The sequence below is a fragment of the Bradyrhizobium genomosp. III genome, assembly GCF_000261705.1.
Lineage (GTDB): Bacteria > Pseudomonadota > Alphaproteobacteria > Rhizobiales > Xanthobacteraceae > Bradyrhizobium > Bradyrhizobium ottawaense.
Map to the genome: position 1 here is coordinate 1 of NZ_AJQF01000508.1, position 2,085 is coordinate 2,085.

Genomic DNA, 2,085 nt, shown 5'->3' on the forward strand with positions numbered 1-2,085 from the left:
ATCGAAAGCGACGCTGGCGATGGCGAGCGCGCCAGCGCCGACCCTGCGCCTTCTCCAGCGGAGGCCGAGCGGCATGCCGCGAAAGACCAGCACAATCTAGGATGACACGATGGGACGGTTTGAAGGCAAAGTGGCCGTGGTGACCGGCGCCGGCGCCGGCATCGGCAAGGCATGCGCCCTCGCCATCGCGCGCGAGGGCGGCAGAGTGGTGGTGGCCGACATTGATGGCTCGGCGGCTATCGCCTGCACCGCGCAGATCGCGGCCGAAGCGGGCCACGCGCTCGCCCTGGCGATCGACATCGCCGATGCGCAGGCGGTGGCAGCGCTGTTCGAGACGGCGGAGCGGCACTTCGGCGGGGTCGACCTGCTGGTGAACAACGCGAGCGCGATGCATCTGACCCCGCGCGACCGCGCGATCCTCGAGCTGGAGCTAGCGGTCTGGGATCAGACCATGGCGACCAATCTGCGTGGCACGCTGCTCTGCTGCCGGCAGGCCATCCCCCGGATGATCGCCCGCGGCGGTGGCGCGATCGTCAACATGTCGTCGTGCCAGGGGCTCAGTGGTGACACCGCACTGACATCCTACGCCGCGTCGAAGGCGGCGATGAACATGCTGTCGTCCTCACTTGCCACCCAGTACGGTCATGCGCAGATCCGCTGCAATGCGGTTGCGCCGGGTCTCATCATGACCGAGCGACTCCTCGCCAAGCTGGACGCGTGCATGCAAACCCATCTGCGCCGTCACCAGCTCCTGCCGCGCGTCGGCCGCCCCGAGGACGTGGCCGCGCTGGTGGCGTTCCTGCTCTCCGACGATGCTGCGTTCATCACTGGCCAGGTCGTGTGCATCGACGGCGGCATGCTGGCGCATGTGCCGACATACGCCGACGGTGGCAACAGCCGCGCCGCGCGGCCTGCCGGCGAGACCGCAGAAGCGGACGCGGCGCCGCGCTGCTGATGGACATGCTGCTCAACCCGCTGAACCGTCGGCATCGGCTGCGGCACGACATCCCGGTCGTGCCCGGCGCTTTTCCCTTGGTCGGGCATCTTCCCGCCGTCGTCTGCGACCTGCCGCGCCTGCTGCGGCGTGCGGAACGGACGCTGGGCAGCCACTTCTGGCTAGATTTCGGCCCTGCCGGACACCTGATGACCAGTCTGGATCCGGATGCTCTCGCACTGCTCCGGCACAAGGACGTGTCCTCGGGGCTGATCGAAGACATCGCGCCCGAATTGTTTGGCGGAACGTTGGTCGCCCAGGACGGCATCGCGCACCGGCAGGCGCGCGATGCGATCCAGGCGGCGCTTCTGCCCAAGGGGCTGACCCTGGCCGGCATCGGCGAGCTGTTCGCGCCCGTCATCCGGGCGCGCGTGCAGAGGTGGCGGGAACGGGGCGACGTCACCATCCTGCGCGAAACCGGCGATCTAATGCTCAAGCTCATCTTCAGTCTCATGGGAATCCCCGCGCAGGACCTGCCGGGATGGCATCGCAAGTACCGGCAACTGCTGCAGTTGATCGTCGCGCCCCCGGTCGACCTGCCTGGACTGCCCTTGCGGCGGGGCCGCGCGGCCCGCGACTGGATCGATGCGCGGTTGCGCGAGTTCGTCCGCGCCGCGCGCGAACATGCCTCGCGCACCGGGTTGATCAACGACATGGTGAGCGCCTTCGATCGCAGCGACGATGCGCTTTCCGATGACGTCCTGGTCGCCAATATTCGCTTGCTGCTGCTTGGTGGTCACGACACCACCGCCTCGACGATGGCCTGGATGGTGATCGAGCTAGCGCGGCAGCCTGGGCTGTGGGACGCCCTGGTCGAGGAGGCGCAACGCGTAGGCGCGGTGCCGACTCGGCACGCGGACCTGGCGCAGTGTCCGGTCGCTGAGGCGCTGTTCCGCGAGACGCTGCGCGTGCATCCGGCGACGCCGCTCCTAGTGCGTCGCGCACTGCGTGAATTGCGAATCGGCCAACAGCGCATTCCTACGGGCACCGATCTGTGCATCCCGCTGCTGCATTTCTCGACCTCGGCGCTGCTGCACGAGGCGCCTGATCAGTTTCGGCTGGCGCGGTGGCTTCAACGCACCGAGCCGATC

The 2,085-nt window shown here is 68.2% G+C and carries 2 protein-coding genes and 1 pseudogene; all 3 read left to right on the forward strand.

Going from position 1 to position 2,085, the window contains the following annotated elements:
• A pseudogene (locus IC66_RS48755) lies at nt 1-105 on the forward strand (ferredoxin); the annotation flags it as partial.
• 4 nt (nt 106-109) lie between these two features.
• Nucleotides 110-955 (forward strand): SDR family oxidoreductase, encoded by an 846-nt coding sequence (locus tag IC66_RS0139460; RefSeq protein WP_011084940.1) that lies wholly within the window; start codon nt 110-112, stop codon nt 953-955.
• Nucleotides 955-2,085: cytochrome P450 (locus IC66_RS0139465; RefSeq protein WP_049806748.1), on the forward strand; the 1,131-nt coding region annotated here is incomplete at its 3' end. The genes IC66_RS0139460 and IC66_RS0139465, both read left to right, overlap by 1 nt.

Excerpts from the sequence above, each read along its gene's own strand:
- IC66_RS0139460 (WP_011084940.1), top strand. The coding sequence starts at position 110 with ATGGGACGGTTTGAAGGCAAAGTGGCCGTGGTGACCGGCGCCGGCGCC.